Annotated in this window: 22 protein-coding genes and 1 pseudogene; 7 read left to right on the top strand and 16 right to left on the bottom strand. The window is 74.2% G+C overall.

From position 1 onward, the window contains the following. Nucleotides 1-116 precede the first annotated feature (116 nt). The 5 genes and pseudogenes from ACZ6SQ_RS35745 to ACZ6SQ_RS35725 form a co-directional block, all read right to left on the bottom strand. Nucleotides 117-2,900, bottom strand: coding sequence for a DUF5682 family protein (locus ACZ6SQ_RS35745; RefSeq protein ID WP_469569706.1), 2,784 nt, complete (start codon nt 2,898-2,900; stop codon nt 117-119). Continuing rightward, complete coding sequence (locus ACZ6SQ_RS35740; protein ID WP_469569705.1) at nt 2,897-4,009, bottom strand: ATP-binding protein; 1,113 nt, start codon at nt 4,007-4,009, stop codon at nt 2,897-2,899. The genes ACZ6SQ_RS35745 and ACZ6SQ_RS35740 overlap by 4 nt, the downstream gene beginning before the upstream one ends. A gap of 62 nt (nt 4,010-4,071) precedes the next feature. Continuing rightward, nucleotides 4,072-5,571: a vWA domain-containing protein gene (locus ACZ6SQ_RS35735; protein ID WP_469569703.1), complete on the bottom strand. Its 1,500-nt coding sequence runs from the start codon at nt 5,569-5,571 to the stop codon at nt 4,072-4,074. Further along, nucleotides 5,568-6,944 carry a hypothetical protein gene (locus ACZ6SQ_RS35730; RefSeq protein WP_469569712.1) on the bottom strand — a complete coding sequence of 459 codons (1,377 nt, stop codon included), beginning with the start codon at nt 6,942-6,944 and terminating at the stop codon, nt 5,568-5,570. The genes ACZ6SQ_RS35735 and ACZ6SQ_RS35730 overlap by 4 nt, the downstream gene beginning before the upstream one ends. Nucleotides 6,945-6,974: 30 nt before the next feature. Continuing rightward, a pseudogene (locus tag ACZ6SQ_RS35725) lies at nt 6,975-7,502 on the bottom strand (hypothetical protein); the annotation flags it as partial. Between the two features lie 295 nt (nt 7,503-7,797). On the opposite strand from ACZ6SQ_RS35725, the gene ACZ6SQ_RS35720 reads away from it, so the two are divergent. The 3 genes from ACZ6SQ_RS35720 to ACZ6SQ_RS35710 all read left to right on the top strand — a co-directional run bounded on the left by ACZ6SQ_RS35720 (nt 7,798) and on the right by ACZ6SQ_RS35710 (nt 10,426). Next, nucleotides 7,798-8,361 carry a TetR/AcrR family transcriptional regulator gene (locus ACZ6SQ_RS35720; RefSeq protein WP_469569701.1) on the top strand — a complete coding sequence of 188 codons (564 nt, stop codon included), beginning with the start codon at nt 7,798-7,800 and terminating at the stop codon, nt 8,359-8,361. A gap of 111 nt (nt 8,362-8,472) precedes the next feature. Continuing rightward, the gene (locus ACZ6SQ_RS35715) at nt 8,473-9,516 is read left to right on the top strand and encodes a medium chain dehydrogenase/reductase family protein (RefSeq protein WP_469569699.1); all 1,044 of its coding nucleotides are present in this window, start codon (nt 8,473-8,475) and stop codon (nt 9,514-9,516) included. Between the two features lie 166 nt (nt 9,517-9,682). Next, a complete protein-coding gene (locus ACZ6SQ_RS35710; protein WP_469569697.1) occupies nt 9,683-10,426 on the top strand; it encodes a carbonic anhydrase in 744 nt (247 codons plus the stop codon). 24 nt (nt 10,427-10,450) lie between these two features. On the opposite strand, the gene ACZ6SQ_RS35705 is transcribed toward ACZ6SQ_RS35710, so the two are convergent. The 9 genes from ACZ6SQ_RS35705 to ACZ6SQ_RS35665 all read right to left on the bottom strand — a co-directional run bounded on the left by ACZ6SQ_RS35705 (nt 10,451) and on the right by ACZ6SQ_RS35665 (nt 18,478). Beyond that, a complete protein-coding gene (locus ACZ6SQ_RS35705; protein WP_469569696.1) occupies nt 10,451-10,912 on the bottom strand; it encodes an SRPBCC domain-containing protein in 462 nt (153 codons plus the stop codon). A gap of 69 nt (nt 10,913-10,981) precedes the next feature. Beyond that, complete coding sequence (locus ACZ6SQ_RS35700) at nt 10,982-11,434, bottom strand: flavodoxin family protein (RefSeq protein ID WP_469569694.1); 453 nt, start codon at nt 11,432-11,434, stop codon at nt 10,982-10,984. Nucleotides 11,435-11,513: 79 nt separating this feature from the next. Beyond that, nucleotides 11,514-12,293 (bottom strand): SGNH/GDSL hydrolase family protein, encoded by a 780-nt coding sequence (locus ACZ6SQ_RS35695; protein WP_469569691.1) that lies wholly within the window; start codon nt 12,291-12,293, stop codon nt 11,514-11,516. A 115-nt stretch (nt 12,294-12,408) separates the two neighbouring features. After that, nucleotides 12,409-13,257, bottom strand: coding sequence for an STM4011 family radical SAM protein (locus tag ACZ6SQ_RS35690; RefSeq protein WP_469569711.1), 849 nt, complete (start codon nt 13,255-13,257; stop codon nt 12,409-12,411). A 5-nt stretch (nt 13,258-13,262) separates the two neighbouring features. Further along, nucleotides 13,263-14,594 carry an STM4012 family radical SAM protein gene (locus tag ACZ6SQ_RS35685; protein ID WP_469569690.1) on the bottom strand — a complete coding sequence of 444 codons (1,332 nt, stop codon included), beginning with the start codon at nt 14,592-14,594 and terminating at the stop codon, nt 13,263-13,265. After that, complete coding sequence (locus ACZ6SQ_RS35680) at nt 14,591-15,403, bottom strand: STM4013/SEN3800 family hydrolase (protein ID WP_469569688.1); 813 nt, start codon at nt 15,401-15,403, stop codon at nt 14,591-14,593. The genes ACZ6SQ_RS35685 and ACZ6SQ_RS35680 overlap by 4 nt, the downstream gene beginning before the upstream one ends. A gap of 25 nt (nt 15,404-15,428) precedes the next feature. Continuing rightward, a complete protein-coding gene (locus ACZ6SQ_RS35675) occupies nt 15,429-16,550 on the bottom strand; it encodes an STM4014 family protein (protein ID WP_469569686.1) in 1,122 nt (373 codons plus the stop codon). A gap of 10 nt (nt 16,551-16,560) precedes the next feature. Further along, the gene (locus ACZ6SQ_RS35670; protein WP_469569684.1) at nt 16,561-17,514 is read right to left on the bottom strand and encodes an STM4015 family protein; all 954 of its coding nucleotides are present in this window, start codon (nt 17,512-17,514) and stop codon (nt 16,561-16,563) included. Between the two features lie 7 nt (nt 17,515-17,521). Continuing rightward, nucleotides 17,522-18,478, bottom strand: a complete 957-nt coding sequence (locus ACZ6SQ_RS35665) for an STM4015 family protein (RefSeq protein WP_469569682.1) — start codon at nt 18,476-18,478, stop codon at nt 17,522-17,524. A 161-nt stretch (nt 18,479-18,639) separates the two neighbouring features. Between ACZ6SQ_RS35665 and ACZ6SQ_RS35660 the strand changes: the two genes are divergently transcribed. Both ACZ6SQ_RS35660 and ACZ6SQ_RS35655 read left to right on the top strand, forming a co-directional pair. Then, on the top strand, nt 18,640-18,966 hold the full coding sequence (locus tag ACZ6SQ_RS35660) for a hypothetical protein (RefSeq protein ID WP_386385861.1): 327 nt from the start codon (nt 18,640-18,642) through the stop codon (nt 18,964-18,966). 74 nt (nt 18,967-19,040) lie between these two features. Continuing rightward, the gene (locus tag ACZ6SQ_RS35655; protein WP_469569680.1) at nt 19,041-20,105 is read left to right on the top strand and encodes a DUF6745 domain-containing protein; all 1,065 of its coding nucleotides are present in this window, start codon (nt 19,041-19,043) and stop codon (nt 20,103-20,105) included. 50 nt (nt 20,106-20,155) lie between these two features. Here ACZ6SQ_RS35655 and ACZ6SQ_RS35650 read toward each other — a convergent pair whose 3' ends face one another. Continuing rightward, nucleotides 20,156-21,445 (bottom strand): phytase, encoded by a 1,290-nt coding sequence (locus ACZ6SQ_RS35650; RefSeq protein ID WP_469569678.1) that lies wholly within the window; start codon nt 21,443-21,445, stop codon nt 20,156-20,158. A gap of 157 nt (nt 21,446-21,602) precedes the next feature. Beyond that, nucleotides 21,603-22,169 (bottom strand): hypothetical protein, encoded by a 567-nt coding sequence (locus tag ACZ6SQ_RS35645; protein WP_469569676.1) that lies wholly within the window; start codon nt 22,167-22,169, stop codon nt 21,603-21,605. Nucleotides 22,170-22,457: 288 nt separating this feature from the next. On the opposite strand from ACZ6SQ_RS35645, the gene ACZ6SQ_RS35640 reads away from it, so the two are divergent. Beyond that, on the top strand, nt 22,458-23,456 hold the full coding sequence (locus tag ACZ6SQ_RS35640) for a fructosamine kinase family protein (RefSeq protein ID WP_469569673.1): 999 nt from the start codon (nt 22,458-22,460) through the stop codon (nt 23,454-23,456). 220 nt (nt 23,457-23,676) lie between these two features. Then, nucleotides 23,677-26,343: a SpoIIE family protein phosphatase gene (locus tag ACZ6SQ_RS35635; RefSeq protein WP_469569670.1), complete on the top strand. Its 2,667-nt coding sequence runs from the start codon at nt 23,677-23,679 to the stop codon at nt 26,341-26,343. Nucleotides 26,344-26,408: the final 65 nt, after the last annotated feature.

Here is a 26,408-nt window from a genome sequence, read left to right as displayed (position 1 = left end):
CCCCCCCCCCCCCCCCCCCCCCCCCCCCCCCCCCCCCCCCCCCCCCCCCCCCCCCCCCCCCCCCCCCCCCCCCCCCCCCCCCCCCCCCCCCCCGACCCTCGCGGCGGGGAGCCGCCTCAGGACGCGGTGAGCAGGGCCTCCAGCGCGTTCGCCGTCCCGGGGTGACGGGCGAGGAGCGCCGCGCCGGTGGCCGTGCCCGGCTCGTCCCAGGTGCCCTCGCAGCCCAGGAGAGCCGCGATCGCGTCGCAGGCCGCCGGGTGCGCGGTGAGCAGGGGCAGCGCGGCCGGGCCCGACGGGCGGCCGGACCCGGGGGCGGCGGCCGGGGCGGGCCGGGCGCGCCACGGCGGTACCCAGGTGTCCAGGTCGTCCAGCCGTCCGGGGTAGATCCGGCCGGCCTCCCGTATCAGCAGCGGGGCCAGCTCGGAACCGCTGGAGCGCAGGCCGGTGATCAGGCTCGGCAGCCAGGGCAGCAGGACCGGATCGGGGAGCTCGGCGAAGGCGTTGGAGACGGCCTCGACGACGAAGTCGGTCAGCTGCGGCACGGGCTCCAGCGCGTGCAGGAAACCGCTGAGGTAGCGCGGGTAGGCGGGCACGATCAGGGGGTTGCCCAGCAGGGCGGCGCAGCGGGCGCGCAGTTCGTCGCGGGAGAGCCGGCCCAGGTGGGTCTGGGCCGCCCAGAGCAGGGCCGTCCTGTCCGGCTCCTGCGGATGGGACTGCGCGACGGCCAGTTCGAGCTGGGTGCGGTCGCAGCCGAGCGACAGGGCCAGGCTCTCCATGCTGAACAGGAAGCCGAACATGGCCGCGACCTGGCGGACGGTGGCGTCCTCGTCGGTGAACGCGGTCGGCAGCAGCGTGCAGTAGTGCGCGTAGCCGGTCTTGACGAAGGACTCGATCCAGCCGGGGAGCACGGGTTCGCTGGTGCGGTAGTACGCGAGCAGCCCGCGGACCCGGCGCAGCACCTCGGGTGCCCCGTCCACGCTGCGTTCCTGTGCGAGCACCTCTAGGGCGCGGGTGCCGAGTTCGTCGGCGAGACGGCGGCTTCGCAGATGGAGGATCGCGTCCTCGACTGCCCCGAGCACGGTCGCGGCCGTGGCCTTCGGGTCGTACGCGGTGCGTCGCAGCCGCTGTTCCAGGACCTGTTCGATGCTGACGCCCTCGTAGCCCAGCTCGATGAGGGCGCGTTGGTGGGTGCCCAGGGCGAGGTCCCAGGACTCCTGGATGGGCTTCTCGCCGAGCCGCCGGTCGCCCATGATCGGGCGGGCGGCGCCGTGCGGCATCAGGTACTTCAGGATCCACAGCACGTCGGAGCACTTCGCCAGATCGGGCTGTGAGGCGATGTCGAGCAGGGCCCGCTGGACGCCGCGCTGCTGGAGCTTGAGGTCGAGCGGGGCGAGGCGGTCGTGGACGTCGCGGGCGAGCGGCGGCAGGGCGTCGTAGCCGACCTGGCCGACGCGGTCGCCGCCCATCATGATCTCGACGAGCCTGCGGACGTCGCGCCGACCGGGCACGCTGTCCTTCTCGATGCAGGTGACGGCCGCGTCCTGGAAGTCGTACGGCGTCGGTCGGGCCCGGTCGCGCATCCCGGCCAGCAGGATGGACGTCTCGAAGACGGCGATGGCGTCGGCCGTCGAGGCGAGGTAGCCGTTGCGGCGGGCGGCGCGCACGATCTCCACCGACCAGCCGAGCAGTTCGGCCTCGTCGAGCGGGTCGAGGATCGGCGGGCGCTGCAGGAAGCCGGTCAGCCGGTCGGCGGTCGGGGTGTCCGCCATCGGCGCCGGGGGCGCCGCCGCCTCGGCCGGCTTCCTGGTGCCCGCCTGCCCGGCGAGCCGGTACGGCTTGACGCGGGTGCGCTTGAGGTTCTTCGCCCATTCCGTCGCCGCGATCGACACCGAGCCCGCGGCGAGGCCGAACTGCGCCTCGATCGCCGTGTGGCTGGACGGGATCAGTCCGTACTGCCACTTGGTGGCGGTGCGCGGCGAGATCTCGAAGCCGTCGCTGCCGCCGACGCCGAACTCCGCCACGCGGCTGGCCGCGTGGAAGGCGCCGCAGACGTACAGACAGTCGGCGGGGTCGGTGCCGGAGGCGGCGAGGTGCTCGCGCATCCGGGTCCACATGTAGCGCTCGCGGTCCTCGTCGACGCGGACCCGGCGGGAGTCGCCGGGGGCGAGGCGGCGGAAGAGGCTGCCGATGAGGAACATCACCTGCCGGTAGGTGTCGTGGTCGCTGTCGCCGAGCGGCAGCTCCACGTACTGGTGCCACCACTCCGACCAGTGCCGCACCTTGCCGTGCCGCAGCAGGTGCTCCTCCAGTTCGGCGAACCTGGGGCGCAGGTCGCCGATCTCGACGCCGACGGCGTCGCCGTGCAGCGCGGTCTCCTCCTCGGCCGCCGGCGCGTCCGAGTCGGCGTCGGCCGGGGTGTCCTCCTCGGGTTCCTGCCACTGGAAGACGTGGTCGCTGGAACGGTCGACGAGGACGAGTTCGACGCCGGGGGTGTCCAGGGCGTACGCGACGGCCTGGTACTCGGCGGAGGCCTCGGTGACCGGCGCGACGACCGACAGCGGGGCCCAGTCGGCGGGGAAGCCGTCGAGTTCGGTGGCGAAGGCCTGCACCGCCACCGGCAGGCGGCAGTTGCGCAGCTCGGTGAGCAGCGGGGCCATGTCCTCGCACAGCTCCAGGTACACCACCTTGGGCTGTTTCTCGCGCAGCCGGCGGGCCATGGCGAGGGCGGAGGCGGGTGAGTGATGGCAGACCGGGAATATCTCCAGGGGTTCGCGGACGGCCCGGTCGACGTCGTCGACCATGCCGAGGAGGATGCCCTCCAGGGCGCGGGGCCCGTCGGCGAACGTCGTGGCGGCCTGTTCCAGCTGGGCGCGCAGCGCCGTGAAGGTGGCCTCGCTCATGACAGGGTCGCGATCGCGTCGCGGCCGCCCTCCAGGAACTCCGGCCAGGATCCGCCCTCTTCCTTGCTGCGCGGCTCGACCACGCCGTGCAGGTACTTGTTGAGGATGGCCAGGTCCTCCGGTTCCCGCCGGGCGAGCGATCCGACGAGGGAGGAGGCGAGGGTGTGCGCGGTGAGGGTGCGCTCGCCGAAGAAGTTGCTGTGCAGGATGGCGTCCTCCAGGACGCCGATCTGCTCGGCGGTGGACAGGGCTGACTCCAGCTTCTCGTCGTCGCCCGCGGCCGCGGCGGAGGAGGCCCGCAGGTCGGCGAAGCTCTGGAGCAGGACGTCCAGCAGGGTGGGCGGCACGTCCAGCTCGATCCGGTGGCGGCGCAGCAGTTCCTCGGTGCGGAAGCGGACGATCTCCGCCTCGGCCTTCTTGTTGCTGACCACGGGGATGCGGACGAAGTTGAAGCGGCGCTTGAGGGCGCTCGACAGGTCGTTGACGCCCCGGTCGCGGCTGTTGGCGGTGGCGATGACCGAGAAGCCCGGCTTGGCGAACACGATGTTGTCGCTGTCGAGTTCGGGTACGGAGATGTACTTATCCGACAGGATCGAGATCAGCGCGTCCTGCACGTCGCTGGTGGAGCGGGTGAGCTCCTCGAAGCGGCCGATGGCGCCGCCCTCCATGGCGGTCATGATCGGCGAGGGGATCATCGACTCGCGGGACTGGCCCTTGGCGATCACCATCGAGACGTTCCACGAATACTTGATGTGGTCCTCGGTGGTGCCCGCGGTGCCCTGCACGACCAGGGTGGAGTTCCGGCTGATCGCCGCGGCCAGCAGCTCGGCCAGCCAGCTCTTGCCGGTGCCGGGGTCACCGATGAGCAGCAGTCCGCGGTCGGAGGCGAGGGTGACGATGGAACGCTCGACGAAGCTGCGGTCGCCGAACCACTTCTGCGAGATCTCGCGGTCCAGGCCGTCGGCACGCTCGGAGCCGAGGATGAACAGACGGACCATCTTGGGCGACAGCCGCCAGGAGAACGGCTTGGGGCCGTCGTCGACCGACTCCAGCCAGTCCAGCTCCTCGGCGTACTTGAGCTCGGCGGGGGCGCGCAACAGGTCGGACATGAGGTGGCCTTTCGTCACAAGTGCGGTGCGTGGTGAGGGGGTGTGCCGGTGCTGCGGCGGGGTCAGGCGAGGAACGTCTTGAGTTCCTGGACGAGCTTGCGGATGTGCCCGGATATCACCGGGGTGCCCTGGTCCTTGAACCGCTCGCGGAACCAGGGGTTGACGCTGCCGCGCCCGGAGCTGGTCACCGAGCCGACGGGGATGAACTTCACGCCGGAGCGGTGCAGGCCGGCCATCGACTCGAAGAGCTGCTCGCCGCGCCACTCGTAGAAGTCGGAGATCCACACCACGACGGTGTTGCGCGGTTCGGCGACCTTCGGCTGGGCGAGGGCCATGGCGACGGTGCCGTCGGTGCCGCCGCCGAGGTTGGTCCGCAGCAGCGTCTCGAACGGGTCGTGCACCCACGGGGTGAGGTCGAGCGCCTGTGTGTCGTACGCGATGAGGTGGACGTCCACCTTCGGCAGCCCGGCGAAGATGGACGCCAGGATGGTGCAGTTGACCATGGAGTCGACCATCGACCCCGACTGGTCGACGACCACGATCAGCCGCTGGGGCGTGGTCTTGCGGGCGGTGTGCCGGTAGTAGAGGCGGTCGACGTAGAGCCGCTCCTCCTCCGGGCTCCAGTTGGTGAGGTTCTTCCAGATGGTGCGGTCGAGGTCGAGGTTGCGGAACACCCGCTTGGGCGGCACCGAGCGGTCCAGCGGGCCCACGGTGCTCTTCTCGACCTGGGTGCGCAGCACTTGGGCGACCTCGTCGACGAAGCGCCGGATCAGCGCCTTGGCGTTGGCGAGGGCGACGCCGGAGAGGTTGTTCTTGTCGCGCAGCAGTTGCTCGATCAGCGACATGCTCGGGGTGAGCTTCGCGGCGAGCTGGGGGTCGGCGAGGACCTCGCGCAGGTGCATGCGCTTGACGAGGTCGGCCTCGATGGCACCGAGTTCGGGCCCGATCTCCGGGATCAGCCGGCTCAGGTCGGGGGTGTGGCCGCCGCCGCCCGTGCCGGTGGGGCTCGCGCCCGCGCCGGAGGCGCCGAGTGCGCCGGGACCGCGTCCCGCGCTCCGGCCGCCGCGCAGTTCGCCCGGCTTGCAGCCGAGGGCCCGCTCCAGCCAGTCGGCGTCGGCCTGCCAGCGGGCGAGCTGTCCCGCGGTGACCGTGCCGGAGCCGCTGTCGAACACGTTCAGCAGCACCTTCGACACCAGTGCCGCGCGGCGTACCTCGGCGGCGCGGTCGCGGTCGCCGTCCTCCTGCTCCGGGATCATCAGGCCGTCGAACTCCCCGGCCAGGTCCGGGTGTCGCTGCACCAGGGAGTCGACGGAGGTCTGCGGGTCGAGCAGCGCGGCCGGCAGGCCGATGTCCTCGACGACGGCGAGGCTCGCCGACTCCAGGGTCTGCTGCTCCTCACGGTCGAACAGCCGGGCCAGCAGGCGCCAGTAGAGCACCTGGCGGCGGTTGTCGTGGGCGTCGGGGGCGCCGTCCGCGGGCTGCCCGGCGGTGGTCGCGGCCGGGGCCTGCTCCGCGCCGGGCCCGGTCCCGGTCGTCTCCTCGGCGGTCGTGGGCTCGGTCATTTCCGCAGCAGCCTTCCGGCGCGCTCGCGCAGCACCTTCACGGCGTCGGTGGCCGCCTTCTCGGCCCTGACCCCGTTCTTGTCGGTGGTGCCGCCGGCCCAGGCACCCGCGTGCAGGGCGACGGTCTTCTTCCGTACGGTCGTCTCCACGGCGAGCGGCTGGACGGTGAAGGTGCCGTCGTCCCAGCGCAGCAGGCCGATGCAGGCGGTGGAGGCGGCGACGGCCTCGGGGGTGAGCGGTCCGGCGGTGGGGATGCGGTCGGTGTCCACGGCGAGCGGACCCGAGGGCAGGTCGAACACCGTGGTCCCGCCGTCGGTCCGGGGCGCGTAGCCCTCCAGGAAGACGGGGACGGCGAGCCGGGCCGGGTGGCGGTCCAGCGGCGCGGTGGCCGCGAGGGCTGCGGTGGGCAGGGCGACCCGGGCGGTGGCGAAGGCGTCGGCGGCCTCGCCGGGGCGGGCGTGCTCCTCGCTCCAGATCAGGTCGCCCTCCGCGGTGACCGGCATGGAGTCCAGGTCCATCGCGCGGCCCTCGCCCAGGGCGGCCAGCAGGGACATGTGGGGCCGCAGCAGCTGCCAGACACCGGCCTCGACGACCGTGTCGGGCTTGGGCACCGAGACGGCCGCGCGCAGCAGCCGGGGCGCGGTGCCGTCCGCGGGTTCGAGGACCGCGTGGACCTGGGCCTGGACCGCGGTGGCGTGTTCGTGCAGGTCCACGCCGAGCGGCAGCAGTCGCCCGGTGACCGTGGCGGGAGCGGGCGCGTCGGTGGCGCCGGGCAGGGCGAGCAGCAGGGCCCGTGCCCACAGGTCGCCCCAGCGGCGGGCCGGGACACGCTCCAGCGAGGCACCCGGGCAGGAGGCGGCGAGTTCGGCGGCGAAGCCGTCGAGGAGGGTGGCGAGGCGGCGCAGCGAGGTGTCCGGGAGCATCGCGGAGACGATCGGGGCCGCGCCCGAGACCAGGTCGTGATCGATGCCCTGCCAGCCCGCGCGGGCCAGGTCGGACAGCCAGGAGCGGGCCGCGGCCAGGAGGTTGGGCGTCTGGCCCGCACCCGGCGCGGCGGGGCCGGCGGGGTCGTCAGGGGTGCGTCCGGTCAGCTCCTCGGCGCGTGCGGCGAGGGCGTCGTAGGAGGCGCCGAGCAGCGCGGAACGGGCGGCGGCCAGGGCGACGAAGTGGTCCTCGCCCGCGCTGCCGGCCGCCGCCTTCTCGGCCGCCTCGGCGGCCCGCGCGGCCAGTGGGCTGCCCGCGACGGCGTCGGCGAGTCCGGTCAGCCCGGCCGTCCGATCGGCGCGGGGCCGCAGCAGGCCCGCGGTGAGCATGCCGTCGAAGGCGTCGACCGCGGCGAGCGCCTCGTCGAGGCCGTCGACCGGCGCGGCCATCGGACCGGCGGACTCGATGTCGCTCCCGGGCGCCTGCCCGCGGGTGGGCGGGAACCAGTGCATCTCCGGCAACGGCCCGGTGCCCGGCGCCAGTTCCAGGTAGGCCAGGTGGCGCAGGAAGCGGCTGAAGACGGGGGCCGCGGCGGCCTTGCCGTCGGCCGCCGCGGGCCGCGTGGCGGTCATCGCCTGGGCGAGGGAGGCCGCGGTCGGCTCGTCGTCGCCGAGGTCGACGCGCAGATAGCGGGCGACGCGCTCGGGGCCGTACTGGAGCACGGCCTCGGTGATCAGCGCCCGGATGTGGTTGCAGAACGAGCCGCGGGCGCCGCCGCAGGGGCGGTTGTTGTTGGTGCTGCACGCGAACGCGTACGTCGCGGCCGCCACCGAGGACACATAGACCCGTTCGACGTCCGAGCCGCTGGACACCACGCCTTGCAGTCGTCCGTCGGCCAGTTCGACGAACGGCACCTTGGCGAGCTTGCGCGGCCGGGCGGGACGCACCACCCGGGCCGTGCTCGACTTCTCCCAGTCGGACAACCCATCATCTCCTTCGCAGCGCATGCCACTTGAGCACGCGAAATCTCACGTGCCGACACCTTCCGGCGGGAACACGACCGAACATAGCGGCGCCCACTGACAACGCGATCTCCCGGCGGCCCGCCCCCGGCCCGCTCCACCGCGAGGCGCCGCGATCTCCCGGCCGCCCGCCCCCGTGCCCGCTCCACCACGAGGCGCCGCGATCTCCCGGCGGCCCGCCCCGTGCCCGCTCCACCACGAGGTGCCGCGATCACCCGACGGCTCGGCTCCCCATGAAGAGTGGTTGACGACTCACAGGTGTGAGTGATTGAGTAGTCACATGAAGACGGAAGCACGGAGACTGTCCACCGCCGAGGAGCGCCGGGAAACGGTGCTGCGCACCGCGATCGGGGCGTTCGCCGCCCGGGGCTACTTCGGGACCACCACCAGCGAGGTGGCGAAGGCGGCCGGCATCTCGCAGGCGTACGTCTACCGCCTCTTCCCGAACAAGGAGGCGCTGTTCACCGCGGTCGTCGAGCACTGCTTCGTGCGGGTGCGGGCGGCCCTGGAGCGCGGCGCCGCCGAGGCAGAGGGCAGCAGCCCGGAGGCCGTGCTGGACTCGATGGGTGACGCCTACGCCCGCCTGATCAGCGACAACGACCTGATGCTCGTGCAACTGCACGCCCAGGCGGCAGCGGTCTCCGAGCCGGCCGTCCGCGAGGCGGTGCGCACCGGGTACGCCCGCACCGTGGAGTACGTGCGCGGCGCCTCGGGCGGCGGCGAGGAGCAGATCCAGCAGTTCTTCGCCGTCGGAATGCTGTGCCATCTGCTCGTCTCGATCGACGCCGAGGCCGTCGACGCCCCCTGGACACGCACCCTCAAGGCGGGTATCACGCACTACTGACAGCGGGGCGACGCCCGGTTCCTCACGGCACCGATGGGTCGCCCTCTCTCGGCACACACGAGTGAGTGGTCAACCACACATCGCGGTCACCACACAACACAAGGAGTTGTCATGCGAGCGACCGAGATCGTCCTCCCCGCCGTCGGCGAGCCCGAGACCCTTCAGGTGCGGGTGCGCGAGCTGCCCCGGCCCGGCCTCGGGCAGGCACTGGTCCGGGTCGAGGCCAGCGGAGTCACCTTCGCCGAGCAGCAGATGCGGCGCGGCAAGTACTACGACATGCCCGCCTTCCCCTTCGTTCCCGGCTACGACCTCGTCGGCGTGATCGAGAAACTGGGCCCGCAGGCGCCGGGCGCGATCCCCCTGGCCGTCGGGCAGCGCGTGGCCGCGCTGACGAAGACGGGCGGCTGGGCCGACCGCGTCCTGCTGGAGGCCGCCGACCTGGTTCCGGTGCCCGACGGGGTGCCGGCCGCCGCGGCGGAGACGCTGGTCACCAACGGCGCGACCGCCTGGCGGATGCTCCACCGCACGGCCCGGGTCCGGGCGGGGGACACGGTCGTCGTGCACGGCGCCAACGGCGGTGTCGGCAGCGTGCTGGTCCAGCTGGCACGCGCCGCCGGAGTCACCGTCATCGGCACCGCCTCCGCCCGCAACCAGGAGGCGGTCGCGGCACTCGGCGCCGTACCGGTCGACTACCGCGGCGACCTCCTGGCCCGCGTCCGTGAACTGGCGCCCGGCGGGGTCGCCGCCGTGTTCGACCACGTCGGCGGCAAGGGCGTCAGGGACTCCTGGCGGATGCTCGCCCCCGGCGGCACCCTCGTCTCCTACGGCAGCGCCTCCACCCGCGACCGGGCGGGCAGCGGCATGGTCACCGTGCTCAGGCTCCTCGCCCGCCTCACCCTCTGGAACGTCCTGCCCAACGGCCGCAGCGCCCACTTCTTCAACCTCTGGGCGGGCAAGGCCCGCAAGGCCGACAGGTTCCGGGCCGAACTGCGCGAGGACCTCACCGAGATCTTCGCCCTCCTCGGCAGCGGAACGGTCCGGGCGACGATCGACCGCGCCTACCCCCTGCACGAGGCGGCCGCCGCGCTGCGGCACGCCGAGTCGGGCACGGCCGTCGGCAAGGTCGTGATCGTCCCGGACGCGCCGGTGACCTGATGGAACGTCAACTATTGCTCAGCGCAACAGAAATGAGAGCTGTGTATGGGCACGGAAACGATCCGCCCAAGGGCGGTTCAACGCCCGATCACGGTTCGCCCACGCCTCGTCATCATTCGGCAAGGGAAGCCGGACAGCCGGCGACACGGCCGTACGTTCGAACGCCGTGACCAACGACGCCACCTTCCCCGCCCCGCCCGTCTCCCCCGCCCCGTCCGCCTCTCCGGCCCGGCGCGCGTTGCTGTGGGCCGGGCTGACGGGGGCCGCCTCGCTCACCGTCGCCGCGCCCGCGCGGGCGGCCGGGCGAACACCCGCCGGGCCACGTCCGGAGACCCCCGCGCAGGCGCTGCGCGCCCTGGCCGTGGGGAACCTGCGCTGGCGTACCTACCGGGAACGGCATCCCGACGAGACACCGGCGGTACGCCACGCGCTGACGGCCGGGCAGCATCCCTTCGCCGTGATACTCGGCTGCGTGGACTCGAGGGTGCCGCCGGAGCTGGTGTTCGACCAGGGCCTCGGGGACCTGCTGACCGTGCGGGCGGCCGGGGAGGTGCTGGACGAGGCCGTGCTCGGGAGCATCGCGTACGGGGTGCTGGAGCTCGCCGTACCGCTGGTGATGGTGCTCGGGCACCAGTCGTGCGGGGCGGTGCGGGCGGCCGTGGAGGCCGAGCGGACCGGGGAACCGCTGCCGGACCACATCCAGTACCTGGCCGACCAGATCCGCCCCGCCATCGACCACACCACGGAGGGCGACGCCCGGGTCGACGCGACGATCGACGCCCAGGTGCGGCTGGTCCGCTCGCGCCTGGCCGCGGTGCCCGATCTCGCCGCGCGGGTCGCGCAGGGGCGGCTCGCGGTGGTGGGCGCGCGGTACGAGCTGACCAGCCAGCTGGTCCACCGGGTGGACTGACCGGCGCGCCGGGAGCGCCTCGGCTCAGGAGGTCTCGACGAGCGCGGCGAGGTTGGCCAGGGCCATGCGCGTGCCGGTCTCGTTGTCGGCCGGCGGCACCACGTCGGGGACGCCCTCGTGCACCATCACGACCTCGGTGCCGCCGCCCTCGCGCGCGGTGAGCGTGGTCGTCATGGTCATCGTGCCGCGCAGGGCAGGGTCGTCGGTCTCGAACTCGAGTTCCTCCACCACCAGACGGTCCTGCTCCAGGCGTAGGAACCGGCCGTGATAGGTGTCGGTACGGGCGCCCGACTTGCCGGTGGCGTCGGGGAGTTCGTAGGTGAGCGACACCCGGAAGCGGCCGCCCTGCCTGGCGTCGAACTCGTGGACCCGGCCGCTCATCCCGTCCGGCACCCGCCAGCGTCCGACCGCGTCCGCGTCGACCAGCGCGCGGTAGACGGCGGCGGGCGGGGCGTTCACATGCCGGGACGTGCGGGTCACGTACATGGGATCAGCCTAGGGGGTGTCACGAGAACCTGGCCCGCCCCGCGACGTCCGGGCGCCAAGGAGGACCCGTCACTCCATGAGCCCCGCGGCGAGCACGGCTCCCAGTTCCCAGCAGGCCTGGAGGTCGTCCTTGGACGGTTCGCCGGTCACGGTCACGGCGTCCGTGGCGCGGCGCCAGCCCAGGCCGGTGGTGATCGCCTCGACGGCCCGTACGGCCCCGGTCACGTCGTTCCCGCCGTGCACGTAGTACCCGAACGGGCGGCCGCGCGTCTCGTCCAGGCAGGGGTAGTAGACCTGGTCGAAGAAATGCTTGAGGGCGCCGGAGATGTAGCCCAGGTTCGCGGGGGTGCCCAGCAGATACGCGTCCGCCTCGAGCACGTCCGACGCCGTCGCGGACAGCGCCGACCGCCGTACGAGCCGTACGTCCTCGATCTCCGGGGCCGTCGCACCCGAGACGACGGCCTCGAACATCGCCTGGCAGTTCGGGGAGGGCGTGTGATGAACGATCAGCAAGGTGGCCACTCCCGAACCCTGCCCCGCCCCGGCCCCCGCGCGCAACCACCGCCGGCCACGGTGCCCCGGTGCTGCCGCTCCCGGCCGGTCAGCCCGCCGCGACCGGCGCCAGCTCCGGCCGCTTCGCGCTGCGCCCGTCCCCCGAGGAACGTCCCCGCAGGCGGCGGCCCAGCCAGGGGCCGAGGAAGGAGGCCGCCCAGCGGACCTCTGCGGCGACGGCGTGCCGGCCGGCCGGTGCCGGGGGGCCGGCGGGCAGCGGGTCGGTCCACGCGGTGTCGCTGCCGGGCACGTCCAGGGCCTGGGCCATGGCCGCGGCGATACGGTCGTGGCCCAGCGGGCTGGCGTGCAGGCGGTCCTGGCTCCAGAGCCGGGGGTCGACGGCGACGGGGACGACGGCGGTGTCGGCCACGATGACGTCGTGGCGGCGGGCGGCCTCGCGGATGCGGTCGTTCAGGACGGTCACCCGAGGGGCCAGGCCACGGGCCAGGGGGCTGATGCGGGAGGGGTCCGGGAAGGTCAGGGTGGCCACCTGCGCGCCCTGGGCCGTGAGCGCGGCGAACATCGCCTCCAGATGGCCCACCACCTCGTCCGGGTCGAAGCGCGGGCGCAGCAGATCGTTCACCCCGGCGAGGACCGTGGCCAGGTCCGGGCGCAGGGCGAGGGCGGGGGCGAGCTGCCCGGCGCGGACCTGGCCCGCGAGGCGGCCCCGGACGGCGAGGTTGGCGTAGCGCAGTCCGGGGTTGTGGCGGGCGAGCCGCTCGGCGAGGCGGTCGGCCCAGCCGCGCAGCCCGGTGAGGTCGTCGCCGTCACCGACGCCCTCGGTCTGGCTGTCCCCCAGGGCGACATAGCGGGTGTACGGGGCGGTCATGAGGTGTCGCCTTCCTTGCCGTGCGCGGCCCTCCCGGCGGGCCGCTGTCACGTCTGCCGGACCTCCGGAGACACCTCATGATACTCATCTAGTTGAATAGCTCCAGAAGAGATTATTAGGCGCTGCTCGCCGGTATCCGCTCCAGCACTCCGCCCGCGAAGACGTCGTACAGCGGGAGCGTCTCCAGGTGGACGTAGCCGATGTGGCAGTCGCACACGGCCAGCGGGCAGGCGCGCGGCCGCAGCGCCTCGCGGTAGGAGCCGTCGTAGAGGTTGCCGAGCTCGGCGGGTACGAAGTGGCAGCGGCGGACCGTGCCGTCGCCGTCCACGGAGATCACCGACTCGCCGGTGCGGCAGGGCAGCCCCGCGCTGGTGTGCGGACGGCGGCTGTACGGGAAGAGCGGGTCCAGGTCGGTCCACAGGCGGGCCGCGGCGTCGTCGTAGAGGTGGCCCTCGGCGGCGTTGACCCAGAGGTACACGTGCTCGGGCAGGTCTGCGCGCAGCCGTCGGGCGTGCTCCAGATGCTCGGGCAGCCCGACGATCCCGACGCTGAACCGGACCCCTGCCCCGGCCAGTTCACGGCACTTGGCCAGGAAGCGGTCGTACGGCGTCTGGCCCGGGTGGTACGTGCACCACAGGGCGAGGGTGCCGAGGTCGGCCTCGGCGAGCCAGTCGGTGCGGCAGCTCAGGTTGGTCTGGATGGCGACCCTTCGCACATGGGGAAGGCGGGACAGCCCGGTGAGGGCGCCCCGGTACCAGGAGCGGACCAGGCCCTCGCCCCAGGGCGTGAACAGGACCGACAACCGGTCACCGGTCTGCTCCTCGGCCCATCCGGCGAAGCGCTCCAGACAGGCCCGGTCCGTGCGCAGCCGCTCCGGGGAGTCGCGCCGCTTCGCGAACGGGCAGTACGGGCAGTCGTAGTCGCAGGACGCCAGCGGGCCGCGGTAGAGCAGGGTCAGGTCCATCGCGGTCACTTCCGCTCGTAGGCGGCCATCGCCGCGCTCACGGCCGGGGAGAACAGCTCGGGGCCGATCGCGTCGGAGTGCGCGAGGCCCTCCGGGGTCAGGCGCAGTACGGGCCCGTCCGTGTCCGTCAGCCAGCCACGGGCGGCGAACCGCTCCAACTCGGCGCGGAAGCCGTCCGACGGCAGCTGTCCGAAGCGGCTTTGGAAGTCGGCGGTGTCGAGGCCTTCGGCCTGGAGCAGCGACTGGAGCAGATGCCTGCGCCGGGTCTCGTCCGGGTCCATCCGCCGGCCGTACTCGGCGTGCGCGAAGTCCGCGGCCGGGCGGGCGACGTAGTCGTCGATGATGCCGCGTATCTCGTGCATGCCGACGGCGTAGTCGAAGGAGTAGTGCAGACCGGCCGTGTAGGAGCGGGCTCCGCAGCCCAGGCCGATCATGCCGTCGGTCTGGCAGGCGTAGTCGTCGGCGCCCTGGGGCGGGGCGTCCGCGCGGCGGAACATCCGCATCGACTGCTGGGTGTAGCCGTGGGCGAGGAGGTGGTCGCGGCCGAGGCGGTACAGACGCAGCCGCTGGGCGTCCCAGGCCGGGTCGTGGTCGCCGGCGCGACGGCCGAGGCCGGTCAGGGGGCGGATGTAGAGCGGGTAGAGGTAGAGCTCCTCGGGCCGCCAGGCGAGCGCCGCGTCCAGGGACCTCAGCCAGCTGTCCCCGGTCTGGCCGTCGATGCCGTAGATCAGGTCGATGTTGAGGACCGGCAGGCCCGCGTCCCGGACGCGGCCGAGCGCGGCCTCGACGTCGGCGCGGCGCTGCGGTCTCACCGCGGACCGGGCCTCGGTGTCGTCGAAGCTCTGTACGCCGAGGCTGAGCCGCGTGGCGCCGCGTTCGGCGAGGACGGCGAGCCGGTCGGCGGTGGCGGTGGCGGGCGAGGCCTCCACCGACAGAGGGACGGCCCCGAGGCCGGCGCCCATGCCGTGCTCGGCGATGTCGCACAGCCGCTCCAGCTCGGCGGCGGTGAGGAAGGTGGGCGTGCCGCCGCCGAAGGCCGCGGTGGCGAACCGGACCGGCTCCCGCTCGCCCAGCGCCTCCCGTACGGCCGTCGCCTGCCGCTCCAGGGCGTCGAGGTAGGCACCGGTGAGGCCGTCCGGGGCGCCGATGCGGGTGAACAGGTTGCAGAAGCCGCAGCGGATCTCGCAGAACGGGATGTGCAGATAGAGGGAGAGCGCGTCCTTGGGCTCCGCGTCCCACAGGTCGCGCAGCAGGGGGCGGTCGGGCAGCCTCCGGTAGGCGGTCTTGTGCGGGTAGGCGTAGACGTAGCTCTGGTACGGGCGGACGGGCTCGGTCACCTGGCCGCCCCCGCCTCGAGGAAGAAGTGGGCGTACGGCACGGTCCACACGGACTCGTGGCCGATGCGGTGGCCGGTGTAGCCGTCGTCGCCGTAGGCGGTGCCGTGGTCGGAGCAGACGATGGCGAAGGCGGGTCGTCTGCTGCTCACAGCGGCGAAGAGACGGCCGATGTGCCGGTCGACGTACTCCAGGGCGGCGGCGTGCGTCTCGCGGGAGTCGCCCGCCTCCCGGGTCGCGCCGGGCAGATGGAACCAGTTGGGCTGGTGCAGGGCGGCCACGTTGACGAACAGGAACAGCTTCTGTTCCTCGGGCAGTCGGCGTACGACCTCCTCGGCGCGGGTGACCTGGGCCTCGAAGGAGGTGGGTGAGGTGACGCCGAACTCCGGCTCCCAGTGGGACTCCTGGAACAGGCCGGGCAGCACGGAGCCGAGCGGGCCCTGCTTGTTGAAGAAGCCGACACCGCCGAGGCAGACCGTGCGGTAGCCGTCCGCGGCCAGCGCGGAGACCAGGTCGGGGGTGTCGTAGGTGTACGTCCGCTCGGCCGTGGTCTCGCTGCCCGCGAAGCTCGCCGCGAACAGCCGGGGGTGCCGGCCGGGTGCGGCCGGGGTGGGCAGGAACCCGGCGAAGATCGCCTGGTGGGAGGCGTAGGTGAAGCTGCCGGGCGCGTGCCGCCGCTCCCAGCGGCCGCCGGGCAGGCAGCGGGTGAGGTGGGGGATGCGCCCGGCCTCGGCGAGCTCGGCGGCCACGTCGTGGCGGAGGGTGTCGAGGGTGACCAGGAGCAGGTCGTGGCTGCCGACGATCTCGTTCATGTCGAGGGGTGTGTCGGCCCGGGGTTCAGGCGCCGGCATGGGCGGGTTCCGTTCTGTGCGGGTGGTGCGGTGCGCGGCGCCGTACGAGGGCGGCGAGCTGCGCGGCGTACGTGTCGAGGCCCTCGGCGCCGCTGCCGGGCAGGCCGGTCAGCCGGGGCAGCAGATCGCCGAAGGCGTTGACCTCGGCGACGGCGGCGCGGCGCCAGCCGGTGGCGGGCAGCAGGTCGACGCCGACGCACAGGGTGCGCGGGAAGCAGGCGGCGGCCCGCTCGCACACCTCCAGCACGTCGGCCCAGCGGGCACCCGCCTCCTCGAAGGCCTGCCGGGCCAGGGCGAGATCGCCCCGGCTGCCGCCGAGGTGCAGGTTGGTCATGGGCGAGGCGCTGGTGCGCACGACCGCGTGGGTGGCCCGGCCGTCCACCACGAGGACCCGCAGGTCGGCGGCCCGGCCGCGCTGGGAGGCCTTGGGCAGCCAGCGCTCCAGGTGCAGTCCGTCCGGGGCGAGCGCGTCGACGACGGCCGCGATGTCCCGCTCCCGGTCGTAGCGGCGCACCTTGAGGGAGTTGAACAGGGCGCCCCCGTCAGTCAGTTCGACCGAGGTGGTGGCCCTGATCCGGCCGTTCGCCGCCGACTCGACGGCCAGCACCCCGGACCCCGAGGAGCCGTGCGCGAGTTTCACGAACAGCCGTGGCATACGGTGCTCGCGCATCAGCGCGCGGACGTCGTCCCAGCCGTGCACGGGCGCGCCCGACGGACCGGAGGTGGGCGAGTACGGCACGGGGACGCCCGCGGCGCTCAGGACCCCGTGGCAGCGCCGTTTGTCGAACAGCACCGCGAGTTCGTCGGGGTCGTCGAGGCGGATGCCGCCGCGCAGCGAGCGCACGGCCGCCAGGAAGGCCGTGTGCCAGCGCGCCGAGCCCTCGACCCGGGTGGGGTCCTCGGCGCCGCGCAGCAGCCGGTCGACGTCCGCGCTCTCACCGGGCGAGTCGAGCCGCACGGTCTCCTCGGGCGCGAAGTCGGCGCGGCCCTCGCTCAGCACGCGCGCCCAGGGCACGACGCGGGGCGCGGGCAGACCGGCCGCCCGGACCGCGTCGGCGAACAGCGTCACCCGCCGGTTCTCGGGGTTGCCGACGACGGCGAGGCGCACCGGGCCGCCGTCATTCGCCGACGGCGACAAAGCGGGCCTCCGGGTCGTGGTTCGAGCGCCGGGACGGTGTCAGGGAGAGCCGTACCCCGTGGGGTTCCAGCGTCCGGCGCAGGCGGTCGGTCAGCTCCTCGGAGAGGAAGTGGTGGTCGAGGTTCAGCGACCGCAGATGGGTGAGCGGCTGCCCGGCGAGCAGCGCGGCGCCGCCCTCGTCCCCGAGGGTTCCCATGCTCAGGTCGAGGTGCTCCAGTCCGGCGACGACGGGCGCTGCGGCGAGGGCCGCGGCGATGTCGTCCTGAATGTCGCTGTTGCGCAGGCCGAGACGGCGCAGCCCGGGGCAGCGGGCGAGTCCGGTCAGCAGCGGGGCGATGTCCTCGGCCGTGCAGTCGCCGCCGTACCAGGTCGTGCCGAGCCACAGTTCGAGGCGCTCCAGGGCGGGGAACTCGCAGGCGCCCAGGGCCCGTACGGGCTCGCCCGGCAGTCCGCCGGACTCGATCCGCAGGTCGCTCAGCCCTTCGTGCCGCAGGGGTTCGACCATGAGGCCCTCTCCGCCGCGCACGCCGAGCTCACGCAGACCGGGCCAGGCCCGCAGCACCCGGGTGACCTCGCCCTGCCGGATCCAGGAGATCTCCATCTCCTCGGACACCAGGTCGCCCAGGAACACGCCCCGCAGACGGGGAAGGCGCCCGGCGTCGGCGGTGATCAGTTCGAGCACCTGGTCGATGCGGCTCGGGTCGTAGTCCTCCCACCAGGGCCCGAGGACCAGGGCGGTGACGTCCTCGCCGGACACCTGGTCCAGGAAGCGCCGCCAGATCGGTTCGAAGGGGAGGTCGCCCTCGGTGGTGAGCCGCCAGGCCACCGAGGCGGCACCGGGCAGCGGGCGGCCGCCGGGCACCTCCTCGGGCGGGAAGGTGTGGACGGGCAGGCCGTGGAAGCCCCGGAGAGGGGAAGGGTAGTAGCGCGGCACGGCGTGGTCACTCCCCCACGGCCACGTAGCGCCAGACCGTGCCGTCGTCGTCCTCGTCGGCGTCGGCGTCGTCCTCGTCGAGGTCGAGCTCGACACCGGCCGGTCCGAGGGTCTCGCGCAGGCGGTCCTTCAGGGGGCCGCTGATGTAGTTGTGGTGCAGGTCGAGCCGCTCGAGGTGGGTGAGCGGCTGGCCGCCGAGGAGGGCCGCGGCGCCCTCGTCGGTCAGGACGCCCATCGACAGGTCGAGCGCCGCCAGACGGGCCACGACCGGGGCGGACGCGGCGGCCGCGGCGATCTCGTCCTGGATCTCGCTGTTGCGCAGGGCCAGATGACGCAGGCTCGGCAGGCGGGTGCCGGACAGCAGGGGTTCCAGGTCGGACACCTCGGAGTCGGCGCCGTACTCGGAGGTGCCGAGCCACAGGTCGAGGTGGACCAGCGCGGGCAGGTCGCTCGCGCCGACCCCGCGCACGAAGGCGACCGGCATGCCGCCCGTCTCCGCGGTGAGCTTCCTCAGCCGCTCGTGGCGCAGGCCGCTCAGACCCAGGCCGCTGCCGCCGCGCACCCCGAACTCCTCCAGCTCCGGGAAGCCGGTCAGCAGTGCGGTGACATCGGTCTGGTTGATCCAGGAGATCTCGCACTCCTCGAAGACCATGTCGCCGAGGAACAGTGCCCGCAGCGCGGGCAGCCGGTCACGGGCGGCCAGCAGCGCGGCCACGACCGCCGAGGGGTCGGTGTCGTACGCCTCCCGCCAGGCGCCGACGATCAGCGCGCGGACCCCGGTGGTGTCGACCTGGGCGCAGAAGCGCTCGAAGGCCGCCTCCCACTCCTCGTCGGCGTCGTACACGTCGCTGGTGACCCGCCAGGCCACGGCGTCGGCCGCGGGCAGCTTCGCCTCCTCGCCCGGCCCGGGGAAGGTGAACGCGGGCAGGCCGTACAGCTCCCGCAAGTGCTCGCCGATGGTCATGCGCGCTGCTCCTGACGTGATGGACGGGATCCGTGGTGCGCCAGCAGTTGTATCAACCGGCACCGACAGCGCGGGCCGCGGGCCCGGGGCCGTTGTCAGTGGCGGCTCGTACTGTCGAAGTCATGGCCGGTGCGCCGTGCGCCGGGCCGGAGGGGAGAGCCGTGTACCGGCAGGGAGATGTGCTGATCGTGCCCGTCGCCGAGGACGCTGTGCCCTCGCAGGCGGCGCGGGCGCCGAGGGAGCCGCGCGACGGCCGTGGCCGGCTGGTGCTGGCCCTGGGGGAGGTGACCGGGCATGCCCACGCGGTCGTGGGGCCGGGCGAACTGGTGCGGGAGGCGGGCCCGTTCGGGCCGATGCTGCTGCATCTGCCGGAGGGCGGCCGGGTGGTGCACGAGGAGCACGCGGCGATCGCGCTGCCGAAGGGCTGGTTCCGGGTGATCCGGCAGCGCGAGTACGTGCCGGGTTCCGTGCGGATCGTGGCCGACTGAGCTGACGGGAGCGGGTGTTGGAGGCCGGGGAGATGACGGGGACGGGCGCGAAGGGTGCGACGGAGGTGCGGGGTATGACGGGTTCCGGGACGGTGGACGAGGTCGTGGATCGGGTGGGTACGACGCGGGCGCCCGCACCGGACGCGGTGGCGCTGTGGCGGGAGTGCGCCGCCGCGGCCGTGCCGGCCGACCGGGCCGAGGCCGAGGCGGGTGTCCGGCTGGCGTACCGGCGGGCGGGGCTCGCGGAGCCGGAGCGGGTGGTGTGGGCGGGGTCGCCGCGCGAGGGCGTGGAGCTGGTGCGCTCGCTCCAGGACGCGGGGGCGAGTGTGCGCGAGGCCGTGCGCACGGCCCCGTGGGCGGAGGAACGCGCCCGGATGCTGGCCGAGTTGGGCGCCACAGGATGGTCGCGGCACTGGTCCGCGACCGGGGAGCGGCTGTGGGCGACCACGCAGACACTGGTCGACCGCGTCCGCCGGGGGGTGCTGGAGGAACTCGGCACGGACCGGGCGCTGGAGACCCAGGTCCGGCTGATCCTGCTGGACGCCGTGCTGGGGCAGCACGACGCGCCCTGGCTCGCCGCGTTCCCCACCGACCGGGCCCCGCTCGACGGGCTGGCCCGGGTGAGCCGGAGCGCGGGCTGGTGGTGGCCGTTCGAGAGGGCGGCGGTCGTCTGCGAACGGCCCGTCGCCCTGCACCGCGACGAGGCGGGCCGCCTCGACCGCGGGGACGGCCCGGCGCTCGCCTACCCCGACGGATTCGAGCTGTACGCCTGGCGCGGGATGCCCGTCCCGGCGGAGTTCCTCCGCGAGCTGGGCAGCCTGACACCGGAGCGCATCCGCGGCGAGGAGAACGCCGAGCTGCGCCGGGTGATGCTGGAGCACTACGGCTACGACCGCTACCTCGACGACTCCGGCGCCCGTCCCGTCCACCGCGACGAGACGGGCACCCTGTGGCGGATCGACCTGGACGGCGACGAGCCCGTGGTCATGGTCGAGGTCCTCAACTCGACGCCGGAGCCGGACGGCACGACCCGTACGTACTGGCTGCGCGTGCCGCCGGGCACCATGACGGCCAGAGAGGGGGTCGCCTGGACCTTCGGGCTGAGCGCCGAGGTGTACACACCGCTGCGCGAGACATGAGGTCCCCGGTCCCGCCCCGGCCGCGCGCCCCGGCTCCGGCTCCGGCCGCGTCAGTCGTCGATGACGTCCAGGACGTCGCCGAGGTCGACGAACTTGAAGCCGGTGCCCTCGCGGTCGCCGTCGGCCGGGGTCTCCTGGCCGTCCTGGACGACGAGGAGACCGTTCGGGTAGCGAGAGCCCAGCGAGGCGTTGAGCACGGCGGCGCCGTCGCAGGCCTCCGAGCCGTCGAGGGTCTCCGAGACGCCGGTGACGCGGAAACCGGCCTCGTACTCGTTGTCCTCGGCGCGCTCGCGATCGTAGGCGGCGAAGGTGTCGTCGCCCTGGCTGGAGGCGAGCAGGTAGCCGTCGCCGTCGCGCTCGGTGAGGATCGTCAGGCCCTCGACGTCGGCCGACAGGTGCTCGCCGCCGTAGCCGGGGTCGGCGCCGGGCGCGCACTCCTCCGTCTCCTCGTCGTACGTGCCGGGGACGCCGTACTCGCGGACCTTGTCCATGAGCCGGGGCTTGCCGGTCAGGTCGGCGCGCAGCCGCCAGATGCCGACGTCCTCCTGTCCGGCGTACAGGGTGCCGTCGGCGGGGTCGACGACCATGCCCTCGACCTGGGGGCGCTCGTCGGGCTCGCCGCAGGGGGACCAGGAGGTGCCGTCCGGGAGCCGGAAGGAGGAGGGCAGATCCAGGGTGCGCACGGTGCGGTAGCCGACGGTGCCGCGCGGGCCGGCGGTGAGTTCCAGCAGCGCGAGCCGGGTCTCGTTGCGGCGGCTGACGAGCGCGTAGGCCTTGCCGGTCGCCCGGTCGGTCCAGGTGGCCAGGCCGTAGACGGTGCGCTGGTCGTTGATCTCGGCCTGGTCGGCGGAGAAGACCGGGCGGGCGGCCGGGTCGGTGACATCGGTCAGCGGGCCGCTTGGGCGGTCGCGGTCGATGCGGTAGATCCGCAGCCGGTCGCTGCCGCGGTCGCTGACCACGGCCAGATCGGCGCGGCCGCCGGACAGTCGCATGCCCTGCACCAGGTCGACGTTGTTGAAGCGGCCCGGGGCGTCGTCCGCGCCCGGGGCGGCCGGGGCCGGTATCGACTGGACCTCGCGCGCGTCGAGGTCGTAGACGCGCAGGCCGCCCTCCTTGGCGGTGGCGACGACCAGGCTGCGGTCCGGCGAGGCGGCGTTGCGCCAGATGGCCGGGTCGTCCGCGTTGGCGTTGCCGCCCGCCTCGTCGTCGTACAGGGCGGCGGTCTCGGCGCGCGGGTGCACCTGCGGCAGCGAGGCCGCCTCCGCCGGAACGGTGGCCGCGGCGGCCATCACCAGACCCAGCACACAGGTCGCCGCCCGAAGCGACTGACGCGTCGTCACATTTTGTCCTCTCCATGGGGGTTGCCGGACGGCCTCGACACTGTCCTCGGGTGACTGACGGGCGAGGGCCGTTCGCCCAAGGACAGGTGAACGGCAGGGCAACGCTGCGAGGTGTTCGGCGGGCCGGACACGCGCGCCGGCCGGCCCCCGTCTTCGCCTAGGGCGTCGGGTCGGGGTCCGGGGAGCCGGTGAGGGCGTGGGCGAAGGCCCTCAGCGTGCCGAAGTCCGGGGTGCGCAGGCCGCGGCGGGCGTCTATGCGGTGCAGCAGGGCGCTGGCGGGATGGTGGGCCGCCACGTAGACGCGGTCGGCGTCCCGGAGTTCGTCGTCGACCCAGGCGAACGGGCGCCCCGCGGCGTGCGCGAGGACATGGCGGGTCTTCCAGAACGTGCCCTCGGGGCCTTCGTCGAACATGCCCGGCCAGTCGACGAACGGCAGTTCGGGCAGTCCGAGGACGGGCGCGATCAGGGTGTTGGCGTCGCCGCACCAGGTCGTGGCCCACACCAGGTCGTACAGCTCGCTCAGTTCCCGCAGCCGTAAGCCGTGCTCGGGGTTGAGCCAGACGCGCAGGGGCCGCACCAGGTGCCGTTCCCGGACCGGGTGCCGGGCGAGCCAGCCCTCGGGAGCCATGCGATGGGTCGTGTAGCCCTCGGGGCGGCGTTCCGGCTTGGCGGCGTACGGGTTCAGCGGCCCGTCCACGTCGAGATAGAGCAGCGGGCGTCGCACGGAGCGAGCTCCTCTCCCGGGCGGATCACGGTGGATCGGGGGCGGTTCGGACGGGGGGTGGTACGGATGCGGCGGACCGTGCGGCGCAGCGGTGTCGCGCTGACCGACATCCTGCCAAAGGACCTCCCTCGCGGGGGCGTTCACCCGTGACGACCCGCGCCCGGCACACCCGGATCGCCGACCGCCGCCCCTCGCTCCGGGCCCTTCCCCTCTCACCTCGTCCCTCGCCCCTCGTCCCTCGCCCCTCGTCCCAGGCCCTCACCCCACCGGCCCCGTACCCTGGGCGGCATGAGCCGCCGCACCGACGCGCGCAGGGACCGCGAGGCGCCCGCCGCAGTCGTCGCGCGGCTGACCGGGCAGGAGGCGACCGGGCGGGAGACGACCGGGACACGGAGGGTGTCCGGCGGGCCGGCCGAGGTCGTGCTCGCCGACGGTACGGCGGTGATGGTCAAGCGGGGCGACGGTCCGAACGCGGCGCGGGCGGAGGCGGCCGGACTGCGCTGGCTGGCCGGGGCGGGAACCGTGCGCGTCCCGGCGGTGCTCGGCGCCGACGACACCTGGCTGGTCACCGAACGGGTGCGGACCGGCCCGCCCACCCGGGAGGCGGCCGCGCGCCTCGGCCGGGATCTGGCCGCGCTGCACGCCTCGGGCGCCCCGGCGTTCGGCGCGCCGCCTCCCGGAGGCCCCGCGGACGCCTGCATCGGCACGGCCCCGATGCGGAACAGCCCCGGGGACGACTGGCCCCGCTGGTACGCCGAGCAGCGCGTGCTGCCGTATCTGCGCCGGGCTGTCGACGACGGCACGGTCCGCGCGGCCGAGGCCGTCACGATCGAGACGGTGTGCGAGCGCCTGCCCGCCCTCGCGGGACCGCCCGAGCCGCCCGCCCGGCTGCACGGCGACCTGTGGAACGGCAACGTGCTGTGGGCCGCGAACACAGCACGCACGGCACACACAGCATGCACGGCACACACAGCGCGCCCAGCGCACAGGGCACACACGGCACACCCGGCACGCACACCACCGGACGACACCGAGGCCTGGCTCATCGACCCGGCCGCCCACGGCGGTCACCGCGAGACGGACCTGGCGATGCTGCGGCTGTTCGGCTGCCCGTACCTGGACGACGTACTGGAGGCCTACGACCGGGCCGCGCCTCTCGCCCCGGGCTGGGCGGACCGCGTCGGGCTGCACCAGCTGTTCCCGCTGCTGGTGCACACCGTGCTGTTCGGCCGGGGCTACGCCGAGCAGGCCCTCGCCGTGGCCCGCTCGGCGCTGGACCGCCAGTAGTCGACGGGGCGGATCCGGACACGGGACCCGTAGGCACCAGGAGCCACACCCGCGGCGCCCGACCCGTAGGCACCGGGAGCGGCACCCGGGCGCGGTCCTCGCGGACCGGACGGACAGCCTCACACAGAAGTCTCCGGCTCCCGCCCAGGTGCCCCCCACGCCGTACCAGGGCATTCTGGCTGTGTCCCTGCGCGGCGGGACATCGATGAGGTAAGGGCCGATGACTGGGAGCGCCGAGAGCGGGATGCCGGGTCGGCGGGACGCGCTGCTCGCCGAGGTCGCGACCGAGGCGATCAGCGCGGTCCGCGGAACCGTCGCGGCCGTGTACCTGCCCTCCGAGGCTCCGGGGGTGCTGCGGCTGGCCGTGCTGGCGGGGCTGCCGGGCCCGCTGTTCCGGCCGTGGTGGCGGGTGCATGTGGACCGGCGGTTCCCGGTCTCGGAGGCGTTCCGTTCCGGCGTCCAGGTGCTGCTGCCGAACGCGACGGAAACGATGCGGCGCTTCCCCCAGTTCGCCGCCGCGCTGCCCATTCCGCTCGGATCGATCACCCTGCCCGTCACGGCGGGCGCGGAGCCCCTCGGCGCGCTGACGGCACTGCGGCCGCCCGTCGGCGACGTGACCGAACTGCTGGCAGAGCGGGACCGGCTGTCCGGACTGGCGGACGGCCTCGGCCGGCAGCTGAGCGCGCTGTCCCGGTCCGGCGCCGCGAACGTCTGGGAGGAGGACCCGCTGTGTCTGCGGCCCCCGCCCGCCGCGCTGGGCTCCGCCCGGGTGGGCCGCTTCACCTGGGACCCGGCCGCCGACCTGGTCACCGCCGACGACGGCGCGCGCACCCTGCTGGAGCTGGACCCGCAGGAACTTCCCGGACCGGCCGAGGCGCTGGCGCGGGCCGTGGACCGCGGGGACGCGCTGCGGCTGCTGGCCCTGCTGCGGGAGACGGCCCGCGGCCTCACGCCCGCCGGTCCGCTGCCGGTGCGGATCACACACGGCGCGCTGCGCATGGTCGATCTGCGCCCCGCCTCCGGTGCGCGGCTGGTGGCCGGTGTGGTGCTGGAGGCGGACCCGGTGGCCGACACCGCGGCCGAGCTCCTGCCCCAGGGCGTGTTCTGCCTGGACCGCCTCGGACTGGTCGTCTACGCCAACCCGCGCGCCGGACACCTGCTGGGCCAGGACCGTGAACGGCTCGTGGGGCGGGCGCTGTGGGCGGCCGTGCCGTGGTTGCAGCAGCCGGTGTGCGAGGACCATCTGCGGGCGGCGCTGCTCGCCGTGGAGGCGGTCCACTTCCATGTGCGGCGGCCGCCCGAGCCCGGCCGGCAGTCGTACGAGGGTGACTGGCTGGCCTTCTCGGTGCGGCCCGGCCCGGACGTCCTGACCTGCACGGTCGTACCGGCGAACCGGCTGCTGGACTCCCCCGTCCCGTTGGCGGAGCCGCCGCCCGCTCCGACGCACGCCCCCGGTCCCCCGCCCCCGCCGACACCGGCCTCGGGGCCGCCCGTGAACCCGCCCGCGGCACCGACCCACGCTCCCGGGCCGACGCCCCACGAGCCGGCCACCTCGACCGCGCTGCCGGCGAACGCCGCGCTGCCGCCGCTGCCCACCCGCAAGCGGGCCGCGGACGCCCCGCCGCCCGCCGCGGAGCCCGCCGCCTCGGCCGCCCCGCACTACCGCCCCATCACGCTCGCCATCGCCCTGACCGAGGCGGTCACCGCGCGCCAGGTCTCGGCCGTCGTGATGCAGGAGCTGCTGCCCGCCTTCGGCGGCCGGCGGCTCGCCATCTACCTGGTCCAGGACCGGCATCTGTACCTGGCCTGGGAGACCGGCTTCCCGGAGGGCTTCCTGGCCCCCTACGACGGGGTGAGCCTGGACACCCGGCTGCCCGGCGTGGAGACGCTGACCACCGGCCAGCCGTTGTTCTTCGACTCGATGGAGCAGCTCGCCGCCGCCTATCCGGGGATAGCGCTGGACGCCTCGGAGGGCGCCCGCGCGTTTCTGCCGCTGATCGCCTCGGGCCGCCCGGTGGGCTCCTGCATCCTCGGCTTCGACCGGCCCCGCAGCTTCGCCCCGGAGGAGCGCACGGTGCTCACCGCGCTCGCCGGGCTGATCGCGCACGCCATGGAGAAGGCCCAGCGCTACGACAGCGAGGCGGCGCTGGCCCGCGGTCTCCAGCGCGCCCTGCTGCCCCGGCGGCTCTCGGTGCACCCCCGGCTGGAGACGGCGGGGCGGTATCTGCCGGGCACCGAGGGCATGGACGTGGGCGGGGACTGGTACGACGTCGTCGAGGCGGGCGACGGGATGGCGTTGGTCATCGGCGACGTGCAGGGCCACGGTGTGCAGGCCGCGGCCACCATGGGCCAGCTGCGCAGCGCGGTCCGGGCGTTCGCGCTGGACGACCGGCCGCCGGAGCAGGTGCTCAGCGGCACCAACCGGCTGCTGATCGAGCTGGACCCCGGCCAGTTCGCGAGCTGCTGCTACGTATGGCTCGACCCGGCGACCGGCCTCGCCCGGATCGCCCGGGCCGGGCACCCGCCGCCGCTGCTGCGCCACCCGGACGGCCGTACACAGATCCTCGACACACCGGTCGGCGTGGTGCTGGGCGTCGTCGCGCACGCCACGTACCCGGTGACGGAGGTGAAGCTGGATCCCCACGCGATCCTCGCGCTCTACACCGACGGTCTGGTCGAGCGGCCCGGCCATGACATCGACGACGGGATCGGTGCCCTGCGAGTCGCCCTGGCCCGGGTGGGCGCGCCCGCCGCGCGCCCCGACGGGCGGTCCCTGATGTCGGTCGCCGACCGGCTCACCGCCACCATGCGGCACGCCGCCGACCGCCCCGACGACATCGCCCTGCTGCTCGCCGCGCGCCGAGGCGGGGACGGAGCACCGGCATGACCGCCCGGCCGCGGACCCGGACCGCGCGCGCGAGGCCGTCGGCGCGGACCCCGCCGGGCGCCACC

The sequence above is a fragment of the Streptomyces sp. NPDC048600 genome, assembly GCF_055587025.1.
Note: the sequence above shows the minus strand (reverse complement) of the source record. Positions and strands in the feature narration are given on the sequence as shown.